Origin of the sequence: Mycobacterium ostraviense (assembly GCF_002705925.1) — a bacterium.
GTDB classification, from domain to species: Bacteria; Actinomycetota; Actinomycetes; order Mycobacteriales; family Mycobacteriaceae; genus Mycobacterium; species Mycobacterium ostraviense.
On sequence record NZ_NKRE01000001.1, the window covers coordinates 3864180 to 3879664 of the forward strand.

The window sequence follows — 15485 nt, forward strand, 5'->3', positions numbered from 1 at the left end:
AGTAGGTTTTCGGTGAGACTAAGGAGTGCGGTGCCCGACGCACGGCCGTACAGCACGCTTCTGGCCAAGGGCGAGGACCGCAAGCAGCGGATCCTTGAGGTCGCGCAGCGGCTGTTGACGCGCAACGGCTGGCGCAATACGACGCTGGCCCAGATTGCCGGGGAAGCCGGGGTCAGCCCGGCGGGACTATTGCATCACTTCGAATCCAAGGAACAGCTGCTGCACGCGGTGCTAGACGCTCGTGACCTCGATGACGACTCCCATGCCGACCGGGCCGGTGATCTCCTCGTCGAAATCGCACGGGTTGCCGATCGCTTCAACCGGGCACCCGAACTGGTCGGCACGTTCACCGTGCTGCTGGTCGAAAACATCCTTCCCGACGCCCCGCTGCACGACCGCATGCTGGCCCGACAGCGCGAAGCGATCGACATTGTCGCCGAACTCATCCGGCGCGGTCAGGCGGACGGCCGGTATCGCAGCGAGATAGATCCGGCTGTCAAGGCAGTGGAGATTCTGGCCTTCGTCCACGGAATGGAAACGATATGGTTGCTCAATCCTTCGATACCCCTGACCGAGGTGTTCAAGGAGTACGCGGAGTCATTGGCACGGGACTTCGCCCCGCCCAGGACGTCCCAGAAGACATGAGATACCGCCTCGACGTCGTCGCTTCGAGCGTCGCCGACGTGGTGCAGTTCGCCGGCGGGTGGCTCTTTGACCGGGCGATGGCGGGCTGGGACGTCACCGTGCTTATCGCTGACCACCCTGACAACCGGCCGCTGCAGATCCTCGGGGTCCAGACACTCGACCTCGAAGACGCCTTGGCATCGGTGGATACCCGTCCGCGCCCACAGGCCCTGGCCGTCGCGGCCGATCTCTTCGGACGCGACTCGCGGGTGCGGCGAGGCGTGCTGAAGGCCCTCGATCATGGCGGCACCGAAGTCACGCTTTGGGGACAGACCTGGCCGGCCGAGCTGGATGACAGCGTCGGTCAGGTACAGCATCCGCTGAGCATGGCCGCTCGGACCTTCAAGGCTCAGGCGATGGCCGCGGCCGCGCTGCCCCAGGATTCCATCGGGCCAACCGAGATCTTCCGCAGCGGGTGGATGACCTGCCCGTCGGTCGCGGCTGATTTAGTCCCTGCCTAACCAGCCTCGACTGTGAATGTCGCGACGCCTTCGCGGCGTAGTCGCGTCGTGGATTTCACGGTCGGCGTCGGGCCAACGTTGCGGTTGGCGACCTCCTATGGAAATGTCATACTCATTAGTGAGAGGGAGGTTCTCATGTACGACGTCACCGAGGCGGACTTCTTCCGTGATGGCCGGCTCGTCGAGAACCCCTACCCCTACTACGAGGCGCTGCGCCGCCAGTGTCCGGTCGTCCGGGAAAACCATTACGGGGTGACCATGGTGACCGGCTGGGATGAAGCGGTGGCGGTGTTGAACGACGCCGAGACGTTCTCCTCGTGCATCTCGGTGACCGGCCCGTTCCCCGGTTTCCCGGTGCCGCTCGAGGGTGACGACGTAACCGAGCTGATCGAGCAGCATCGCGACGAGCTGCCGTTCAGCGACCAGCTGCCCACCCTGGACCCGCCGACACATACCAACCATCGCGCCCTGTTGATGCGGCTGATCACCCCCAAGCGCCTCAAGGAGAACGAGGACGCCATGTGGCTGCTCGCGGACCGGGTGCTCGACGGGTTCTTGGCCCCGGGCCAGGGCGAATTCATCAAGGGCTTCGCCGGACCCTTCACGCTGCTGGTGATCGCCGATCTGCTCGGCGTGCCGGAAGAGGACCGGGACACCTTCGTCAACAACATTCGCCAGCACTCGGGCGGCGGCATCGGCGGCACTGGCAAGGAATCGCTGGCGCACAACCCGCTGGAGTTCCTCTACGGCACCTTCTCCGACTACGTTCGGGACCGCCGCCGCGAACCCCGCGATGACGTCCTGACCGGCCTGGCCACCGCGACCTTTCCCGACGGCTCCGTCCCCGACATCGAGGACGTGGCCCGCGTTGCGTGCAACGTGTTCTCGGCGGGCCAGGAGACCACCGTGCGGCTACTGGGTGCGGCGTTGCAGACCATCGGTGAGCGCCCCGACATTCAGGCGCAGTTGCGCAAGGACCGCAGCCTGATCCCGAACTTCATCGAGGAGGCGCTGCGCATCGAGAGCCCGGTCAAGGGCGACTTTCGGATGAACCGGGTGCCCGTCAATATCGGTGGGGTCGACCTGCCCGCGGGCAGCACCGTGATGGTTGTGCAGGCGGCCGCCAACCGGGATCCGCGCCGGTTCGAAGACCCCGCGACATTCGACCCGGCCCGCAAGAACGCGCGGCAGCATCTGTCGTTCGGGCGGGGGATTCACAGTTGTCCCGGTGCGCCGCTGGCGCGCGCCGAGACCCGGGTGGCACTGGAGCGGCTGCTGGACCGCACGTCGGACATCCGGATCAACGAGCGTGCGCATGGTCCGGCGAATGACCGCCGGTACCAATATGTTCCGACCTACATCCTGCGTGGCCTGACCGAGCTGCATCTGGAGTTCACGCCGGCATGAGGGTGTGGGTAGACGACCAGTGCTGCCGTGGTCACGGCATGTGCCTGACGTTGTGTCCGGAGGTGTTCAGCCTGACCGACGACGGCTATGCCGAAGCGATAACGTCGGATGTGCCAACGGAATTGGAGGAAGCCGCCCGCGAGGCCATCGAATGCTGTCCCGAGCAGGCGATTAGCGAGCGATGACCGACTCAGCCGGGCAGCCCGTCCACCCCGGCGACACCGGCGGCGCCGGGCTGGCCGGGCCCACCGGTGGCGCCGTTCGGGGCGCCCGATCCGCCGGCGCCGCCCGCCCCGGGGTTTCCGCCGGCCCCGCCGGCGCCCGCGCTGCCGCCCGCGCCGGAAGCACCCGAGTTGCCGAACAGCCCGCCGGCGCCCCCGTTGCCACCTACGCCCTGGAGGGAGTTGAAGCCGAATCCGCCCTTGCCCCCCGTCCCGCCGGGGCCGCCAACGTCGCCGGCGCCGCCGGCGCCGGCGTTTCCGCCAATGCCGCCCGCGCCGCCATCACCGATCAGCAGCCCGCCATGACCACCCGTACCGCCCGCGCCGCCGCTGCCACCGGTCGCCCCTGCGGCCCCGGCGCCGCCAGCCCCGCCGGTCCCCCCGGCACCGCCGATGCCGACGAAGCTGCTGGTGGAACTGCCTTGGCCTCCGGTGCCGCCCGTCCCGCCGGAGGCGCCGGTGCCGCCGACCCCCCCGGTGCCACCGGGACCACCCAGACCTGCGTTTATCGCGTTGCCGCCGGTGCCGCCCATGCCGCCGGGAGCACCGGCGCCACCGGCGCCACCGTTGCCACCGGGGCCTCCGATGGTGCCCCTGTTAGGAGGATTCACAAAGTCGGAAGACGCGGTGCCGCCCGTACCGCCCATGCCGCCCGCGGCGCCGACGCCGCCATCACCCCCCGTGCCGCCGGCGCCGCCCATCACCGGGCTGTTGACGTTGGTAGCGCCGCCTGCGCCGCCGTTGCCGCCGGTACCACCGGGTTGCCCGGTGCTGGCGGTGCTGACCCCGTTGGCGCCGGGCCCACCGGGTCCGCCATTGCCCGTGGTGTTAGCGGCGCCGGGGGTGCCGGCAGACGCCGGCGTGCCCGCAGGGAGCGGGCTGGGATTGACGCCCGGGGCACCGGATGCGCCCAGGCCGCCGTTGCCGCCGGCCCCGCCCTGGCCCCAGAAGATGGCCGGCCCGCCGGCACCGCCGTCGCCGCCGTTGGCACCCGGGACGACGGCGTTGCCGCCGTTGCCGCCGGGGCCGCCGCTGCCATAGAAGAATCCACCGGAGCCGCCTTTGCCCCCGGCCGCCCCTGGGGCGCCTAGCCCACCGCTGCCGCCATTGCCCAACAGTCCGGCAGCGCCGCCGTCGCCGCCGGCGGGATGCGCGCCGCCGCCGGACCCGCCATTACCGCCGTTGCCGATCAACAGCCCGCCGGGCCCGCCGTTTTGGCCGGTTCCCGGTGCACCGTCAGTGCCGTTGCCGATCAGCGGACGCCCCAGCAGTGCTTGGGCGGGTGCATTGATCACGTTCAACAGTTCCTGCAAGGGCGAGGTGTTGGCGGCCTCCGCGCTGGCGTAGGCAATGCCCCCGGCGCCCAGGGCGCGGACGAATTGCTCATGGAACGCGGTCATCTGGGCGCTGACTGCCTGATAGCTCTGACCATGCGCACCGAACACCGCCGCGATTGCCGCCGATATCTCGTCGGCCGCTGCCACGGCCACGTTGGTGGTCTGGGCCGCGGCCGCATAGTTTCCGGCGCTGATCGCCGCCCCAATGCGTTCCAAATCCGTTGCGGTCGTGGCTAACAGGTCCGGGGCGGCGATGACAAATGGCATGGTCGTACTCTCCGATCGGCCGGGAAGAAGCCGATCGTATCGCCGTCCCGGTCAACGTATCGCCGTTTCGGGCGACTACTCCTCGATCGAAATCGCCTGCCGTGGGCACTGCCGCACCGCCTCGCGCACCAGCGCCTCGTTCTCGGGCGTGACCTCTGGCTGCAAGACGGTCAGCATGTCGTCGTCGCCGACCCGGAACACCTCCGGGGCGATGCCCATGCATACCGCGTTGCTCTCACACAGATCCCAATCGACTTCGATTCTCATTGCGGCCTCCTCACCGCAGCACTCGGACCGGCACGTTCTGCCAGCCGGCGACGTTTTGCATGTGGACCCGGTTGCAATTCGCCCAGTCCACCTCGTAGCGAGGCATGAAGTCCAGCAGCTTCTCCAACGCGATCGCGCTTTCCATCCGGGCCAGCGCCGCGCCCAGGCAGCTGTGAATCCCGTACCCGAAGCCCAGATTGGTGGCTTCGTGCGGGTCGCGGTCGATGTCGAATTTGTCGGGATCGGTCCAGGCTTGCGGATCGCGGTTGGCGGCGCCGTTGATGAGGAACACCGGCTTGCCAGCCGGAATCGTGACGCCGTGCAGCTCGACATCTCTCATCGAACGGCGGACCTGATACTGCGACGGCGCCTCGTAGCGCAGCAATTCCTCGACGGCGGCGGGAATCTTGCTGCGATCGTCGAGCAGCTTCTGCCATTGGTCGGGGAACCGGGCGAACACGACGGGGGCATTGCCCACCAGCTTGGTCACCGTCTCGGCCCCGGCGCCACCCAATAGTGTTGCAAAGCCGGCTATTTCGAGGTCGTCGAGCTTGGTCAGCTGGCCGTCTTCGCGTTCGATCTCGGCGTTGATCAACTTGGTGAACAGGTCATCGCGCGGCTCGGCGCGGCGTTGCTTGACCAGCTCGTAGTAGAGCATTGCCGTGTTGATGTTGGCCTGCATGCCCTTCTCGCCGACTTCCACCTGCCCGGGCTCGCGGTGCAACGACTCGTCGATCCAATGCCGCACCTGCTGGGCATACTGCTCGGGTACTCCCAGCATGGTCGTGATCACTTCGACTGGGAACGGCGCGGAAAACTCCTGCACCGCGTCAAAGCCATCGGGATCAACCGCGCCCAGATATTTGTCGATCTTGTCGATGACCGTCTGCCGCTGCGACTGGATGGCGCGCGGCGTGAAAACCTTGTTGAGCAGACTGCGCATGTGGCGGTGCTCGGGGGGATCCATGAAAATGATCGCCTTGTGCGGCGGTGGCTGCCCGGTTCGCACCATCGCGAGGTCGATCCCGTAGGCCGACGAGTAGGTCTGGAAATCCTTGAGTCCCGCGGCCACGTCAGCGTGGCGGGTTAGCGCGTAGAAGTCGTACTGCTCGCTGTAGTAGACCGGTGTTTCTTCCTGCATCCGCCGGTAGGTGTCCCAGGCGCCGTTGAAGAACTCCTCGGAGAACGGATCGAACACGACCTTCGATGTGGTCATGACACACTCCTCGAGCACCGGGTTGCGAGCGGAATCGTTACGACTGAGCGTTCGACTGTAACGGTAACGGTAGCGGCTTCGGGGCGGGCGGGAAACATCAACCGGCCTCCTGATCGTCACCAGTCGAGGAGCGCACCCCGGCTGACCGAGTCACGCACTCCTGCACAAATGCAAAGACCTTGCGGTGATAGTCGGCGGCGGTGTGACCGAGACTGAGATTGTGCCCGGCATCGGTCGCCACCTCACTGACGAAATGTGGCGCGGCCGAGAACATGTCGGCGATTTCCGCCAAGGCTTGCGGGTCGGACCGAAAGACGTTGTCGTGGCAGCCCAGCGTGAACCGCACCGGGACCCGGACCGCAGGCGCCAGCGCGGGGAAGTCCCGGTGCGGCCAGTTCAGCGCCACGGTCCGCTCGTAGCGCGGAGCGGTCGCCGAGTTCGTGATTCCACCGATGATGTCGGCCGGATACAACCGCATCGGCTCCCACAACAGCTCGCGGACGCCGGGTGGACGGTCCTGCTGGGCGGCCGCCCGCATGACGTCCTTGGCGGCGGGGTGGTAGCGCCTTCCGGTGCCGCCCAGTTCGAGGCCGAGCAGCTCGGCGCCGCGCGGCGTGGCAGCCATCCGCAGCGCCAACTCGCAGCCGCCCGAATGGCCCATCAGGAACAGCCCCGCGCCGCGTGGGCGCTGCCCGAGGATGCGCTCCACGGCTCCGAAGGCAAGGGCGACGCGCTGCTGCGGACTTTGCACCGCCTCGGGATACGGCGCCGAGCTGCCGTGACCGGGGCGGTCCAGTGCGATGACGGTGAAACCCAGTGTCGCGCCGAGCCGTAACAACGACAGCTGCGGGTGGCCGGGGCAGTCGAAATACGTCGACGTGGTGCCGCCGCCGTGCAGGGCCACCACGACCGCCCGGGGATCTGGGGCCTCGGCGGCCAGCCCCGACATCGGTACGCCGTCGACCATCACCACCCGCGGACGGACGCTGGCCCGGGTCATGCGTCGGCCCGCAACAGGAGCACACCGCTGGGCGTCAGGCCGCCGCTGCTGACCACGCCTACGCGGGCGCCGGCAACCTGGCGCGCGCCGGCTTCGCCGCGCAGCTGGCTGACGGCCTCGTGCAGCAGACCCATTCCGTGGGTACGGCCGTGCGAGAGCTGGCCGCCGTGCGTGTTCAACGGCAGCACACCGTCGCGGGCGATGTTCTTGCCGCCGTCCAGGAAATCTTTGGCTTCACCGATTCCGCAGAATCCCAGTGCCTCGATCCAGGACAGGCAATTCATGGTGAACCCGTCGTAGAGTTCGGCGACGTCGACGTCGCCGGGCCGCAGCGACGTCCGCGTCCACAGATGCGCCGCCTGGCCCAGGACCTGCGGCTCGTGGGTCAGCGTGCTCTGGTCCCAGTCGATGCGCTCGATGATCTGCGTCCCGACCGCTTCCACCAGCACCGGGGGCTTGGCCAGGTCGCGGGCGGCGTCGACGGCGGAGACGACGACGGCCACCGCGCCGTCGCACGGCACGTCGCAGTCGTAGAGACCGAACGGCGTGGTGATGGGCCGCGCATCGAGGTAGTCCGCCATCGTCATCGGCGACCGATAGACCGCGGTGGGGTTGAGTTCGGCGTTGGCGCGCTGGTTCAGCGCGATCCAGCCCAGCGTCTCTTTGGTGGTGCCGTAACGGTGAAAGTGCCGCTGCGCGTTGATCGCCAGGGTGTGCGCCGCCGAGGTGGCACCGAACGGGATCTGCCAGCTGGTGGTGCGGCCGTCGGGTGGGGCGATGCGGCCCCGCTTCATCAGCTCGGTGTAGGTGGCTTCCCACAGCGTCCGGAAACACAGCACGTGTCGAGCCAGGCCACCGGCCACGGCGAGCATCGCCGCGATCACCGACCCGCCGGGGCCGAAGGTTTCGATGCCGCCGTTGTGCCAGGTGGGCCGGATACCCAGCGCCGCCTCCAGCGCGGTCACCCCGCCTTCGCCGAACCCGCCGAGATTGCCGCCGCCGGGGTAGGTCGACAGGCCGTCGATGTCGGCGAAACTCAGCCCGGCATCGGCGATGGCGGCCTCGCAGGCATCGACGGTCAGCGACAGCGGTGTCACCATCAGCCGGCGCCCGATGGCCGACATGCCGATGCCGGTGAGGGCGACCTGGTCCTCGAACTTCGTCGCGGTCAGCACCGGACGGACGTGTTCGCCGAACCGCTGTGGCTCGATCTCGTCGGCCGGCAGGGCGGCCGGCTCTGCGGCGGTGGCCGGCCGGAACAGCGGTAGCCAGACATCCTCGACCTGCTCGAAGACCACCTCGACGGGCTGACCGAGCACCAGCCGATCCGGCTCGCACTCGACGATGTTGGTGGTCAGCCGGACGCGGGAGTCCTCGGTAATCGCCACCTGGGCGACCACATACGGCGCCGGCAGGCCGGGCAGGCTGAACCGATGATTGACCGTGAACCCGGCGAGCGTCGCCGTACCCGAAACGGCCCGCACCCCGATCTCGCGGGATCGGCAATAGCGACACACCGGTGCGGGCGGATGGATCAGCGCGTCGCAGGCCCGGCACTGCTGGAACCGCAGTTCGCCGTCCGCGCCTGAGGTCCAAAAGAATTCGTTCTCGTCGGTGATCTGGGGCAGCGGACGTCCCGGTGCTGCTGACACTTCACCTCCGCGGAGTGGACGGCCCGAAAGATGACTTGGTAGGCCCGTTATGCGAATACGAGAATTACGTTATCATCTTCGCGCCGTCGAAACTGCGCCCAGCTCGCGATCTCGCCGCCGGAGCGTGATCTGTGCGCAGTCTCGATGCCGCCACCGCAGGCTCGGGCAGAAGTCAACGCGTGAATCCCCACTGCGCTTCGTTGGACTCGGTCTTGAGGTTCTCGGCGGGATCTTCCGGGCTGACGGCATACGGGTGAGCGACTTCCGGTGGGCGGTCGCCGATTTCGGTGATGGCGTGCACCGGGCAGTCCAGCAGTGCCCGCATGACCGCATCGCGGTCCTGCTCCCGCACGGTGCCGTCGCCGACCAGGCACGCGTATCCCCAGTCGTCGAGCGAGAAGTAGGCCGGGGCATGCTTGGCGCACACGCCGAAGCCGTCGCAGACGGTGCGGTCCAGACGGATTCTCATGGCTGCCTCACCGCTGTGGCTTGGTAGGGACGGTCGGCGTGAAACGCGCCGGCACTGCACTCCTGGCAGCGGCCGCTCAGATGGCGGGCCACCTCGTGGGGAAACTGGTCCAGCAGTGTCGCGGCAACGTTGGTGGCGGCGTCCAGCGTCGCGCAGGCGCCACGCCCGCGTAACACCACGGACCAGCGGCGCAGCCGGTCGAGATCCTCCTGTGTCGCGGCGGAGTCGCGCAGCGCTGCCGCGACGGCGGCCATGGCAGCCGTGCCGTTGAAACACGAACCGCACTGCCCGGCGTTCTCGCGGTCGAAGTAGGCCAGCACCGACGCCGCAACCGCGACCGGGCAGTCGTCGGTGATCACCGAGATCGCGCCGCAGCCCAAACCGCTGCCGGCGCGCCGCATCGTCTCGTGGTCCAGGGTGGTGTCCAGCACACCGCGGTTGAGCAAGCCGGCGAAGTAACCGCCCATCAGGGCTCCTCGCACCTGCTCGGACGAGACACCGTGCAGCGCAAGCAATTCGGTGAAACGCAAACCGTGCGGAAGTTCGTAGAGCACCGGTGGGCGGCTGGCTCCGGTGACGGTGGCCAGAAATGTCCCCGGCGATGACAGCGTGCCCTGTGCCCGAAATGCCGCCGACCCGCGGCGCTGCAGGTAGGGGAGATTGGCCAGGGTCTCGACGTTGCTCACCAGCGTGGGCCGGCCGCGGACGCCGACCTCGAATGGGCGCGGCGGTTTGTCGGTCGGCTTGGCCGGGCCACCGTTGATCGCGCGGACGGCCGCGGTCTCCTCCCCGGCGATGTATCCGGGTGGCACGGTCCACACGTTGACGCCGACACCGCCGAGGGCATCGGAGTCCAGTTCGGCGAGTGCGGTTTCGACGCTGCTGGCCGCGGCCGGGTCGGAGACATAGACGTAGGCGCGCCTGGCTCCGACGATCGCCGCGGCCAACCGCAGCCCGTCCAGCACCAGGTGCGGGCGGTAGCGCAGCAGCCAGCGGTCCTTGATCGAAGTGGGTTCTCCCTCTTCGCCGTTCGCAACGACGACGGCGCCGCCGGCGGCACGCCCGTTGCGCCGTACCGCACGCAACTTCACCCCCAGCGGAAACGCTGCCCCGCCGCGGCCGAGCAGTCCGGCGGATTCGATTTCGTGCAGCACGGTGTCCGCTTCGGTGAGTGGTTGGTAGCCGCCCTGCTCCCGATAAGCCGCGATGTTCTCGGGTTCGCGGTCGTTCCGCAGCAACCGGGGCGGACTGCCCGGCCAGGTTGCCGTCCTGAACATGGTGTCGGTGGCTTGCATCGATTACCCTGCTATCGCTCCGGTTACGCTTGCCCGTATGCGGACTGTGGTGATGCGGGTCAACGTCGACCCGGCCGGTGTGCTCACGTCTGAGCGGCTACGCGAGGGCATGGGCGCGCTCCGCGGGTTCATCGCCGACATCGGCGCCGAAATAGTCGACAACGACCTCGAGGCCAGGCCGTCCGGCCGCCGCGAGCTGGAACTGCTCATCACCTGCGACGGCGTCGAAGCGGCAAAACAAACGGCAATCGACTTGTGCGCCAAGGCCTTCGACACCACCCCAGTGGCCGGCGTGGTCACCTTCATCAGCAGGGGAACCGATGACGACGCCTATGGTGTGCTGTCTGCCTTCGGAGTCACCGGCGAGATCGTCCGCCAACACGATGATGATGGCTTCGACATCGTCTACGTGACCCTGCGCGAAGCCGACCTGGAGCGGGTCCCGGAAAGCCGGATCCATACCGCGCTGGAAGCGTCGCTGAACTGTGAGGTCCACATTCACATCAGGTAACCGCATCACGGCCTCAAGAATTCGAGGATCGCCGGTGCCGCCTGCACCCAGGTGTCAAACATGTTGAAGTGCTTTACCTTACCCGCCGCACGCTCTTCGCTCGCACGCTCCCACGCGTCCTCCGGCCAGGGCGGATCGATCAGCTCGGATCCTTTGATCAGGCAGCTGACCTCCAGCGAGGTGCGCTTGGGATGATCCCAGTCGTTCTCGCCACCGCGGATGATCAGCGTGGGAACCTTGATGCGGCTGAACATTTCGTCGTCGACGCCGGGGATCGTCTGTCCCGGCTTGGGTACGAACGCGTTGAGCCAGCGCAACATCACCGTGAGGAACTCTTCGGGGTCCAGATCGAGGAACCGCTGCTTGTTGGCCGGGTTCTGGTCGATGCGGTCACGCCACTCGGGTACCTTCAGCAGCCCCTCGATACCCGACCAGCGCACCGCCTGGATACTGGGCAGCACGTAGTAGGCGCCCAGCTGATACATGCCGTACACGCCGCCGACGATGTTCCATACCACCAGCTTTTCCACCAGCTCGGGATAGAGCATCGTGCTCAACATGGAATCCCGCGCCCCGCCGGAACCTCCGGCGATGATGCACCGATCGACCCCGAGCGCGCTCAACACACCGCGCAGGGTCTCGGCGCGCATGTGCGACTCGCTTTGACCGTAGAACTGCACATCGGAAGCGCCGCAATTCGGCCGGTCCCACAACAAGACCCGATAGCCGCCCTCGACCAGTGCCTCGGCCAGCGGACGCAGACCGGGAATGTCCTTGCCGAATCGGCCGCCTGGTGTCAGAACAATGAGATCGCCTGACGCGCCGAGGATTTCGTACACCACGGTGCCGCCGTTCACCTCGATAGCGGGTGTCATGCCATCACCAGCACGTCGTTGCCCACCACGCGGACCGGGTAGGTGCGAATGCTCCATTCCGGTTTGACCGCCGTCGTCCCGGTCGCCAGCTCGAAACCCCATTGATGCCACGGGCAGTAGATGTATTCCAGATCGCGGACCATGACCGCGTCGCCGGGGGCGCTTTCGTCGACGATGGTGCGGCCCCGGGCGCGTCCCGAGCACAGTGGACCGCCTTGGTGCGGGCAGTAATTCGCGATGGCGTAGAAGGTGCCGTTGACGTTGTAGACACCGACGCCGTGCCGCCCGATCGGCACCAGTTTGTGGGTGCCCGGCGGGATCTCGTCCACGGTCGCGACGACGTGCTCGCGGCCCTGGGCGAGACGAGGCCGGGGCTGTGTGGGGCGCCCCGTAGCTTCGGAGGTCAATTCAGAGCACCCGCGTCTGGCCCTCGAGCACCGGCACCGTCTCCGGCAGGTGATAGGTCTCGATGCCGTTCTTGTACATCACCGCATCCCGGGCCGCTTTGGGCAAGTGCTTGACCAACCAGCGCGGGTCGTCGAACGTCCAGTGCGGGTAGTCGGAGGAGAAGAGCAGGATCTTCTCGCATTCCATCCATTCCAGTGCGCGGGTCAGTTCGGTCTTGTCCTCCGGGTAGTCCAGCGGCTGGGTGGTGAACTTGATGTGTTCCTTGACGTACTCCGACGGCTTGCGCTTGATGTCCACCCGAGACTTGCGCGCCGCGTAGATCGCATCCATGCGCCACATCAGCGGCAGGATCCAGGTGAACGCATGCTCGACGAAGACGATCCGCAGTGTGGGGAACCGGTCGAAGACGCCGTCGAAGATCAGGCTCATCACCTGGTTTGCGGCCAGCAGCGAGTAGGTCACCATGAAGTCGTGGTTGTAGCTGGGGAACCCCACCGGCGGCGTCGGCAGCATCTCGTAGTTGCTACGTGACAGGTGACAACTCACGGTGATGTCGTGCTTGGTGGCGGCCGCCCAGACGGGGTTGTACATCGGGTGGCCCCATGACGGCCGCGGCTCGGCCTTGATCAGCACCTGCGCCATGTACGGGTGTCCGGCCCACTCCTCGATCTCGCGGGCCGCCCCTTCGGGGTCTTCGACGGCCGCGCAGATCGAACCGCGCCAGCGCTGATGCCAGTTGTTGTGGCCGTCGAGCCAGTGATTGGCCTGCCAGTGATTGAGTGCCGTCGAATAGGCCTGGTGGGCTTCGGGTAAGCGTGGCGTCCGGCCGCCGGGCTCCAGGATCGCGATGTCGGAGCCGGCCTCCATGATCAGCTGGCGAAACGCCATATCCGGGTCGCTGCCGGGAAACTCGCCGTCGGGAGGGAAGGTGTCGACGCGCATCGCGAAGCTGTGGGCGTAGTCCGGGGCGTCGTAGTAGATCAGCTCGCCAACCCGGTGTTCGAGGAAGTACTTGCTGCGCCACGGCTCCGGGATGTACTGCGAGATTTCACCGCGTCTGGGCATCGGGTGAACGTCGGAGTCGACGCACCGGACGGCGATGCGCTCGGCGGCGGGAACGCGTTCGTGCAAATGGGTCAGCGTCATCGTGATCTCCTCAGTCCCGTGTCACCATTGTGCGACTAGCCCGTTATCAGGTCGACCGAAATGTCGATCCCGTAGAGGTCGGCGGCGTTGCGCCAGCACACCTTCTCGCGCTGCTCGGTCGACAGTGCGCTGGGCAGCTTCGTGGCATCACCGCACTGCCAGTGCGGATAGCTGGAGCCGAACATCACCATGTTCTCCTTGCCGGTGAACGACAACCACTCCCCGGCGAACTCGGCGTCCCCCGGACCATCCATGGCACCCTGCACGAAATACACATGGCCGGGCAGATAGTCGCTCGGTATCCGCGGCGCCCACGGCGTCTGTTCCAGGTGCGGCCGGCCGAACACGTCCATCCGCCAGATGAACGGTGTCACGAAGTCCGCCGCACCGTCGGCCCAAACGAACTTCAGCGTGGGAAAACGCTCGAACACCCCTTCGGCGATCATGTTCATCAGGTGATAGAGGTAGTTCAGCGCCATGAAGCCGACGTATTGCTCGTAGGTGCGGGTGTGTCCGGAGGGCGTGGGAGGAAATCCGATACCTTCGCCGGATTCGATGTGGACCGCCACCGGCAGGTTCGCGTCGGCCGCGGCTTCCCACAACGGCCAGAACTGTGGCTTGCCGTAGACCTCGCGGGACTGCAGCGGAACGCCGATCTGAACGACACGCGGGTGGGCGCGCCACTTGTCGATTTCGCGGAGCGCGCCGGCGATGTCGTCGGGGTTGACCCGGATGGTGCCGCGGAACTTCTCGCCGAACTGGTCGTGCTCGAGCCAGCGCGACACCATCATCTCGTTGTGGGCGGCGTGCAGCGCGCTGCCGAGGCGCCGGTCGGGCATGATGCCGCGGGCCATCGGATGCAGGATCGCCACGTCGACACCGCGCTTGGAAAAGAGTTCGGCGGCAACGAGTTCCACGTTGGAACCGGGGTATTCGCGGTTCGGCCCCTCGGCGTTCGGGGCGTACTCGCCGCCCGGCGCCCCGTACCAGTCCATCTCGTAGTCGGGAAAGCCGCGGCTCTTGAACGGCTCACGCAGGAAGCTGCGCAGGTCTTTGTTGGACGGAAAGAAGATGTGCACACTGGCATCGATGACCGGCGTGCGCGTTCCCTCGGCATCCTCGATCACGAAACCCACCCTCCGGTTCCGGCGATGACGAGCCCGGCCAGGGCATCTGATAGACAACCTAACATTTCCGTCGGTCGCCGATCAACGCCTTTCCGGTAAGCATTTCGATTAATCATCTGCCCTGCTACGCGGTGTTATTGCCGGCCATATTGCCAGTATTGTTCTGCAATACGGATAATATCATTCTCTCCCTGGATCAGGGACGTTCCGAGTGGGACCCGAATACGAGGATTGGGCACTTCGGGCGTGCGGATCCCGCGGCAACGGCTAATTGCACGCCCAGTCCACGATCCACCCGCCGCCGAGCCGGGACATCGCGTGTGCTTCTGCCACGCTGCGGGTGTGTCCCACACCCCCGTGGTACTTCGCGCCGTCGTGGGCAACCGCGCCGCATCGGGTGAAGACGCTGACCACTGTGCACGTGTCGATCCCACACAGCTCCAAGGCACGCTGCTTGGCGTGCGCCTTGGAGAGGTGCCGCCATGCCTTGCCATTCGACCCGTCGTGTCCGTAGGCGATGGCGCCGTAGTAAACAGGGAAGGGCGGCATATTGGACACATGGGTCATCTCGCCCCGGTGGGTATGGGCGCCTGCCGGATGGATCTGCGTGACGGTGACTGCGGCTGCAACCGCCAGGCCCGACACTGCCAGTACGATTCGGCGAAGCTTTCCGGTGCTTGCCTCAGCTCTACTCACCTGGGCTCACCTCCACCACACACCCCACTGTTCTCGATGCTCCGATGGATGAGGGCGCTGACGCAATATGACATGCGATATTTACTTGACTGAAACATTTACCATCTACACTAGCTTGCCGCTGACCGCCGTTTGGCCGTGCGACCCGGGCCTCATAGGCAATTCATGATGTGGGTTGGCCGTGCCCGTGGGCCGGGCAGTCTCAAACATCGGCACGTCGTACCCTCAGGCGTGCTATGCATCGAAATCGCTTCGGCCCCAACCGTAACGCCGATGCCAGATTCAGTACAACCGCTGGGAATGCCCCTGGCGGGAGTGTCGGCGGGGCCGGCGGGCAAGGTGGAGTCGGCGGTGATTCCGCCCAAATTAGCTACGCGGCTGATGCCGGTGGTTCTGGCGGGAGCGGCGGTACCGGCGGGAGTGGGGATGGCGGCGCTGCGGGCGGC

The 15485-nt window shown here is 66.8% G+C and carries 17 protein-coding genes; 5 read left to right on the forward strand and 12 right to left on the reverse strand.

Translation table 11 applies throughout. The features are described 5' to 3' along the window. The first annotated feature begins 30 nt into the window (after nt 1-30). From CDN38_RS18080 to CDN38_RS18095, 4 genes are all read left to right on the forward strand, one after another. Nucleotides 31-645, forward strand: coding sequence for a TetR/AcrR family transcriptional regulator (locus CDN38_RS18080; protein ID WP_082277271.1), 615 nt, complete (start codon nt 31-33; stop codon nt 643-645). Continuing rightward, nucleotides 642-1145 (forward strand): hypothetical protein, encoded by a 504-nt coding sequence (locus tag CDN38_RS18085; RefSeq protein WP_075512046.1) that lies wholly within the window; start codon nt 642-644, stop codon nt 1143-1145. Before CDN38_RS18080 ends, CDN38_RS18085 begins: the two co-directional genes overlap by 4 nt. 135 nt (nt 1146-1280) lie before the next feature. After that, nucleotides 1281-2552, forward strand: coding sequence for a cytochrome P450 (locus CDN38_RS18090; protein WP_075512047.1), 1272 nt, complete (start codon nt 1281-1283; stop codon nt 2550-2552). Then, nucleotides 2549-2737 carry a ferredoxin gene (locus tag CDN38_RS18095; protein WP_075512048.1) on the forward strand — a complete coding sequence of 63 codons (189 nt, stop codon included), beginning with the start codon at nt 2549-2551 and terminating at the stop codon, nt 2735-2737. The genes CDN38_RS18090 and CDN38_RS18095 overlap by 4 nt, the downstream gene beginning before the upstream one ends. 5 nt (nt 2738-2742) lie before the next feature. Here the strand turns inward: CDN38_RS18095 and CDN38_RS18100 are convergent, their stop codons facing one another. The 7 genes from CDN38_RS18100 to CDN38_RS18130 all read right to left on the reverse strand — a co-directional run bounded on the left by CDN38_RS18100 (nt 2743) and on the right by CDN38_RS18130 (nt 10276). Continuing rightward, the gene (locus tag CDN38_RS18100) at nt 2743-4377 is read right to left on the reverse strand and encodes a PE family protein (RefSeq protein WP_099319101.1); all 1635 of its coding nucleotides are present in this window, start codon (nt 4375-4377) and stop codon (nt 2743-2745) included. A gap of 75 nt (nt 4378-4452) precedes the next feature. Continuing rightward, nucleotides 4453-4644 (reverse strand): ferredoxin, encoded by a 192-nt coding sequence (locus tag CDN38_RS18105; protein ID WP_036414195.1) that lies wholly within the window; start codon nt 4642-4644, stop codon nt 4453-4455. Nucleotides 4645-4654: 10 nt separating this feature from the next. Then, nucleotides 4655-5860 (reverse strand): cytochrome P450, encoded by a 1206-nt coding sequence (locus tag CDN38_RS18110; protein ID WP_075512138.1) that lies wholly within the window; start codon nt 5858-5860, stop codon nt 4655-4657. A gap of 97 nt (nt 5861-5957) precedes the next feature. Beyond that, entirely contained in the window at nt 5958-6860 is a 903-nt protein-coding gene (locus CDN38_RS18115; protein WP_075512050.1) for an alpha/beta fold hydrolase, read from the reverse strand. Then, nucleotides 6857-8512, reverse strand: a complete 1656-nt coding sequence (locus CDN38_RS18120) for a thiolase C-terminal domain-containing protein (RefSeq protein WP_075512051.1) — start codon at nt 8510-8512, stop codon at nt 6857-6859. The genes CDN38_RS18115 and CDN38_RS18120 overlap by 4 nt, the downstream gene beginning before the upstream one ends. A gap of 172 nt (nt 8513-8684) precedes the next feature. Further along, a complete protein-coding gene (locus CDN38_RS18125) occupies nt 8685-8981 on the reverse strand; it encodes a ferredoxin (RefSeq protein ID WP_036414200.1) in 297 nt (98 codons plus the stop codon). Further along, nucleotides 8978-10276, reverse strand: a complete 1299-nt coding sequence (locus CDN38_RS18130) for an NADH-ubiquinone oxidoreductase-F iron-sulfur binding region domain-containing protein (protein WP_075512052.1) — start codon at nt 10274-10276, stop codon at nt 8978-8980. The genes CDN38_RS18125 and CDN38_RS18130 overlap by 4 nt, the downstream gene beginning before the upstream one ends. A 37-nt stretch (nt 10277-10313) precedes the next feature. Here CDN38_RS18130 and CDN38_RS18135 point away from each other — a divergent pair, with 37 nt between their 5' ends. Then, entirely contained in the window at nt 10314-10787 is a 474-nt protein-coding gene (locus CDN38_RS18135; RefSeq protein ID WP_075512053.1) for a hypothetical protein, read from the forward strand. A 5-nt stretch (nt 10788-10792) separates the two neighbouring features. Here CDN38_RS18135 and CDN38_RS18140 read toward each other — a convergent pair whose 3' ends face one another. From CDN38_RS18140 to CDN38_RS18160, 5 genes are all read right to left on the reverse strand, one after another. Then, entirely contained in the window at nt 10793-11662 is an 870-nt protein-coding gene (locus CDN38_RS18140) for an alpha/beta fold hydrolase (RefSeq protein WP_075512054.1), read from the reverse strand. Beyond that, nucleotides 11659-12069, reverse strand: coding sequence for a Rieske (2Fe-2S) protein (locus CDN38_RS18145; RefSeq protein WP_075512055.1), 411 nt, complete (start codon nt 12067-12069; stop codon nt 11659-11661). Before CDN38_RS18145 ends, CDN38_RS18140 begins: the two co-directional genes overlap by 4 nt. Nucleotide 12070: 1 nt before the next feature. Continuing rightward, a complete protein-coding gene (locus tag CDN38_RS18150; protein ID WP_075512056.1) occupies nt 12071-13216 on the reverse strand; it encodes an amidohydrolase family protein in 1146 nt (381 codons plus the stop codon). A 35-nt stretch (nt 13217-13251) separates the two neighbouring features. After that, nucleotides 13252-14343: an amidohydrolase family protein gene (locus CDN38_RS18155; protein WP_075512139.1), complete on the reverse strand. Its 1092-nt coding sequence runs from the start codon at nt 14341-14343 to the stop codon at nt 13252-13254. 267 nt (nt 14344-14610) lie between these two features. After that, complete coding sequence (locus CDN38_RS18160; protein ID WP_075512057.1) at nt 14611-15039, reverse strand: DUF4189 domain-containing protein; 429 nt, start codon at nt 15037-15039, stop codon at nt 14611-14613. Nucleotides 15040-15485: the final 446 nt, after the last annotated feature.